Annotated in this window: 2 tRNA genes and 3 rRNA genes; all 5 read left to right on the forward strand. The window is 47.4% G+C overall.

The annotated features are described in order from the left end of the window. The first annotated feature begins 565 nt into the window (after positions 1 to 565). A 16S ribosomal RNA gene (locus AB6735_RS27785) occupies positions 566 to 2,087 on the forward strand. Positions 2,088 to 2,366: 279 nt separating this feature from the next. Further along, positions 2,367 to 2,441: transfer RNA gene (locus tag AB6735_RS27790), tRNA-Ile, on the forward strand. 93 nt (positions 2,442 to 2,534) lie between these two features. After that, positions 2,535 to 2,611, forward strand: a tRNA-Ala gene (locus tag AB6735_RS27795). Between the two features lie 281 nt (positions 2,612 to 2,892). Further along, positions 2,893 to 5,773 (forward strand): 23S ribosomal RNA (locus AB6735_RS27800). 248 nt (positions 5,774 to 6,021) lie between these two features. Further along, positions 6,022 to 6,133 (forward strand): 5S ribosomal RNA (gene rrf, locus AB6735_RS27805). Together the 16S, 23S and 5S rRNA genes with 2 tRNA genes alongside form the textbook arrangement of a ribosomal RNA operon. Positions 6,134 to 6,153: the final 20 nt, after the last annotated feature.

A 6,153-nucleotide genomic window follows, 5' to 3' on the forward strand; every position in this document is an offset into this window, starting at 1 on the left:
ACCTTTGCAGCCCGCTGAGGAGGAAGAGAAAAGAGAGGAAAGGCGGTCAAAACTTTAGGATAAAAAAAAGAAAAAAAAGTTTTGGAAAATAGAAAAAGGTTTCTACCTTTGCACTCCCGAAACGAAGGAAAGAAAAAAGCGGAAACGCTGAGCGGGAAAGAAGGGAAAAGCCAAAGCGATTTTGGCAGCAAACAAAGAGAAAGTTAACGCAGGTTAATGAGTAGCAAAAGAGAGAAAGCGGACGAAAGGAAGCGAGTAACAAAAGAGAAGCCGGAGCGATTCCGGCGGACAGAAATGAAAAGTTAAGGAGTGTAAAAACTCCAAGATTATAAAGCGGATCTGAGATAGTGAAGCGCCAAGTTCTTTTAAGAAATAGAAAATCATGTAGCGTAACGATCGGAAACTAAACCCTTCCGGTACGTTATAAGAAAGCGGGAAGCTGTATAAAGATAACAGGGTGAGTGGAAAAGAGATAGTGGTTAGTGCAAACTGACAACTGCCAACTGCCAGCTCACCATACAGATTCTATTATTAATAATAGGGTCAGAGACAAACAAAACATTTTACAATGGAGAGTTTGATCCTGGCTCAGGATGAACGCTAGCGGCAGGCCTAATACATGCAAGTCGGACGGGATTGGAGAGCTTGCTTTCCATGAGAGTGGCGCACGGGTGCGTAACACGTATGTAACCTACCTTGTTCAGGGGGATAGCCTCTCGAAAGAGAGATTAAGACCGCATAACATTATTGAATGGCATCGTTTAATAATCAAATATTTATAGGAACAAGATGGGCATGCGGAACATTAGCTAGTTGGTAAGGTAACGGCTTACCAAGGCTACGATGTTTAGGGGATCTGAGAGGATGACCCCCCACACTGGTACTGAGACACGGACCAGACTCCTACGGGAGGCAGCAGTAAGGAATATTGGTCAATGGGCGGAAGCCTGAACCAGCCATGCCGCGTGCAGGAAGACGGCCCTATGGGTTGTAAACTGCTTTTATACTGGAATAAACCTTGATTCGTGAATCAAGCTGAATGTACAGTAAGAATAAGGATCGGCTAACTCCGTGCCAGCAGCCGCGGTAATACGGAGGATCCAAGCGTTATCCGGATTTATTGGGTTTAAAGGGTGCGTAGGTGGTTCTTTAAGTCAGGGGTGAAAGACGGCAGCTTAACTGTCGCAGTGCCTTTGATACTGAAGAACTTGAATGAACTAGAGGTAGGCGGAATGTGACAAGTAGCGGTGAAATGCATAGATATGTCACAGAACACCAATTGCGAAGGCAGCTTACTATGGTTTGATTGACACTGAGGCACGAAAGCGTGGGGATCAAACAGGATTAGATACCCTGGTAGTCCACGCCCTAAACGATGAATACTCGATGTTGGCGATATACGGTCAGCGTCTAAGCGAAAGCGTTAAGTATTCCACCTGGGGAGTACGCCCGCAAGGGTGAAACTCAAAGGAATTGACGGGGGCCCGCACAAGCGGAGGAGCATGTGGTTTAATTCGATGATACGCGAGGAACCTTACCCGGGCTTGAAAGTTAGTGAATAAAGCAGAGACGCTTTAGTCCTTCGGGACACGAAACTAGGTGCTGCATGGCTGTCGTCAGCTCGTGCCGTGAGGTGTTGGGTTAAGTCCCGCAACGAGCGCAACCCCTATGTTTAGTTGCCAGCACGTCAAGGTGGGGACTCTAAACAGACTGCCTATGCAAATAGAGAGGAAGGAGGGGACGACGTCAAGTCATCATGGCCCTTACGTCCGGGGCTACACACGTGCTACAATGGGCAGTACAGAGGGCAGCTACCTGGCAACAGGATGCCAATCTCTTAAAGCTGTTCACAGTTCGGATCGGGGTCTGCAACTCGACCCCGTGAAGTTGGATTCGCTAGTAATCGCGTATCAGCAATGACGCGGTGAATACGTTCCCGGGCCTTGTACACACCGCCCGTCAAGCCATGGAAGCTGGAAGTGCCTGAAGTGCGTAACCGCAAGGAGCGTCCTAGGGTAAAGTCGGTAACTGGGGCTAAGTCGTAACAAGGTAGCCGTACCGGAAGGTGTGGCTGGAATACCTCCTTTCTGGAGCAGTTTCCACAGTAAGTACTATAACAAGTGTTACCTACATGATTATTTCTTAAATAGATGTGAGACGTTAGATATGAGATGTGAGACGAAAGTTTCAAATGACGATTATCCAATGCCTTAACACTATAAAAACACAAAAGGAAAACCCAAAAGATGAAGCCAGCATAGCGGCTTTGATCATCTGAGAGGCTGGATTGTAAGCGATTACGATAGACGATTGCCGAATTGACGAGAAGAATCCGAAATCGAACATCCGACATCCGAAATCAAAAAAGTCCTGTAGCTCAGCTTGGTTAGAGCACTACACTGATAATGTAGGGGTCAGCAGTTCAAATCTGCTCGGGACTACAAAGGTTCATTGGTTTACTGGTTCAGTAGTTCATTGGTAGCAATACTAATAAGCGAATGAACAAATGAACAAATGAACGGAATTCATTTTTAGGGGGATTAGCTCAGCTGGCTAGAGCACCTGCCTTGCACGCAGGGGGTCAACGGTTCGAATCCGTTATTCTCCACCAGATAAGATGAGAGATATTAGATATGAGATATGAGACAAAACGCAAGTTAATCTCAATACTCAAATCTCAATACTCAAATCTAATCGAACGTTCTTTGACATATTGGAAGAAGTAATTGAAACAAGAGAAAACAACAGAATAGGGACGTTGTGGACTGAGGTTTCAGGTGCGAAGAGACGGTAAAAAGACTTCGGTCTTGATACTTGATACTAAATACTTGATACTGAATCACAACTAACTAAAATAAAGACATACCTTGCGGCGCAAAAGGCGCAAGAGTAGAAGAAAGTAAGAAAGGGTACACGGGGGATGCCTTGGCTCTCAGAGGCGATGAAGGACGTGATAAGCTGCGATAAGCCGCGGGGATCAGCAAATATGAATTGATCCGCGGATTTCCGAATGGGGAAACCTAACTAGTTGAAGACTAGTTGCATAAATGCGCGAACCTGCTGAACTGAAACATCTAAGTAAGCAGAGGAAGAGAAAACAATAGTGATTTCCAGAGTAGTGGCGAGCGAAATGGAAGAAGCCCAAACCTGTTATGTTACGGCATAGCAGGGGTTGTAGGACCACAACATGAATATCAAAATGAACCGGAACGGGGTGGGAAACCCGGCCATAGAGCATGAGAGCTGCGTACGGGTAAGTAATGATAGGATAGTGGGATCCTGAGTACCGCGAGGTCGGAGACGCCTTGTGGGAATCTACCAGCACCATCTGGTAAGGCTAAATACTCCTGAGAGACCGATAGTGAACCAGTACCGTGAGGGAAAGGTGAAAAGAACCCCGAACAGGGGAGTGAAATAGAACCTGAAACCGTGTACTTACAAGCGGTCGGAGCATAGTAATGTGTGACGGCGTGCCTTTTGCATAATGAGCCTACGAGTTACTCTTCCCTGGCAAGGTTAAGTGTTTAAGACACGGATCCGAAGCGAAAGCGAGTCTGAATAGGGCGTATAGTCAGGGGAGGTAGACGCGAAACCTTGTGATCTACCCATGGACAGGTTGAAGGTGCCGTAACAGGTACTGGAGGACCGAACCGATAAACGTTGAAAAGTTTCCGGATGATTTGTGGGTAGGGGTGAAAGGCTAATCAAACTGGGAAATAGCTCGTACTCCCCGAAATGTTTTTAGGAACAGCCTGGCGGTTGAGTTAATAAGAGGTAGAGCTACTAATTGGGTGCGGGGGAGTCAAATCCTACCAAATCCAGATAAACTCCGAATGCTTATTAATATACGCTGGAGTGAGGCTCTGGGTGCTAAGGTCCAGGGCCGAGAGGGAAAGAACCCAGACCATCAGCTAAGGTCCCCAAATTACTGCTAAGTTGAACTAACGAGGTCCGATTGCACAGACAGCTAGGATGTTGGCTTGGAAGCAGCCATTCATTTAAAGAGTGCGTAACAGCTCACTAGTCGAGCGATCGGGCATGGATAATAAACGGGCATCAAGCAGTATACCGAAGCTATGGATTTGCAGTAATGCATCTGGTAGGGGAGCATTCTATATGCCGGCGAAGCAGGAAGGACAACTGACTGTGGAGGTTATAGAAAAGCAAATGTAGGCATAAGTAACGATAAGGCGGGAGAGAAACCCGCCCACCGAAAGACTAAGGTTTCCTGATCAACGCTAATCGGATCAGGGTTAGTCGGGGCCTAAGGTGAAGCCGAAGGGCGTAGCCGATGGACAACTGGTTAATATTCCAGTACTTTTTATAACTGCGATGCGGTGACGGAGTAGTGACACTGACGCGAACTGACGGAATAGTTCGTTAAAGGCCGTAGGTATATGGACTGTAGTTAAGTACGCAGACCATGCTGAAAGCTGATAGTACACCAAATCTTCGGACGAGGTGATAGTTCAGGTAATCAGACTTCCAAGAAAACCCGCTAAGCTTCAGGTTATAAAAACCCGTACCGTAAACCGACACAGGTAGTCGAGGAGAGAATCCTAAGGTGCTCGAGTGAATCATGGCTAAGGAACTCGGCAAAATGGCCCTGTAACTTCGGGAGAAGGGGCGCTGGCAGCAATGTCAGCCGCAGTGAAAAGGCCCAGGCGACTGTTTAACAAAAACACATGGCTATGCAAAATCGAAAGATGACGTATATGGCCTGACACCTGCCCGGTGCCGGAAGGTTAAGAGGGGATGTTAGTCGCAAGGCGAAGCATTGAATCGAAGCCCCGGTAAACGGCGGCCGTAACTATAACGGTCCTAAGGTAGCGAAATTCCTTGTCGGGTAAGTTCCGACCTGCACGAATGGTGTAACGATCTGGGCGCTGTCTCAGCCATGAGCTCGGTGAAATTGTGGTATCGGTGAAGACGCCGGTTACCCGCAACGGGACGGAAAGACCCCATGCACCTTCACTACAACTTAACATTGATATCGGATACAGGATGTGTAGGATAGGTGGGAGACTGTGATCCGGCTTCGCTAGGAGTCGGTTAGTCAACGTTGAAATACCACCCTTTCTGTATTTGGTGTCTAACTCTGCACAGCGGAGGACATTGTTTGGCGGGTAGTTTGACTGGGGTGGTCGCCTCCAAAAAGGTAACGGAGGCTTTCAAAGGTAAGCTCAGTACGCTTGGTAACCGTACGTGGAGTGCAATAGCATAAGCTTGCTTGACAGTGAGACAGACAAGTCGAGCTGGGTCGAAAGACGGATATAGTGATCCGGTGGTTCTGCATGGAAGGGCCATCGCTCAAAGGATAAAAGGTACGCTGGGGATAACAGGCTGATCTCCCCCAAGAGCTCATATCGACGGGGAGGTTTGGCACCTCGATGTCGGCTCGTCACATCCTGGGGCTGGAGAAGGTCCCAAGGGTTGAGCTGTTCGCTCATTAAAGTGGCACGCGAGCTGGGTTCAGAACGTCGCGAGACAGTTCGGTCCCTATCTGTTGTGGGCGTAGGAAGTTTGAGTGGGGCTGACCTTAGTACGAGAGGACCGGGTTGGACTAACCTCTGGTGAATCTGTTATGGCGCCAGCTGTATTGCAGAGTAGCTACGTTGGGAATAGATAAGCGCTGAAAGCATCTAAGTGCGAAACTAGCCACAAGATGAGACTTCCATTGAGGGTCGTAGGAGACTACTACGTTGATAGGTTACAGGTCTAAAGGTGGTGACATCATAGCCGAGTAATACTAATTGCCCGAAGCTTTCTTCAGATAGAAAAAGGGTTGATAGCAAATGGAACATAGATCATAGTAATATGAACCATGAACCATGAACTATCAACCACAAACTAAACAACAATGTCTGTTGTTTTCTCTTAACTCAATCACTTCTTTCAATAATATGTCATTGTTGAGCTAAAAGCGGAAGGCGTAAAGCCGAAAGCGGATAGTGAAACAAAATAATGAATTGGCAAAAAAGCTTTAAGCTTTGAGCCTTGAGCATTCTGCTCAAAAGAAATTCAGGTGCCTATATCGGCGGTGTCTACCTCTTCCCATTCCGAACAGAGAAGTCAAGCCCGCCAGAGCCGATGGTACTGCGGTAAAACGTGGGAGAGTAGGTCGGTGCCCAATCTTAAATCAAGCCCTTGCTG

This window comes from Mucilaginibacter sp. RCC_168, from assembly GCF_041355315.1.
In the GTDB taxonomy this organism is placed as follows: Bacteria; Bacteroidota; Bacteroidia; order Sphingobacteriales; family Sphingobacteriaceae; genus Mucilaginibacter.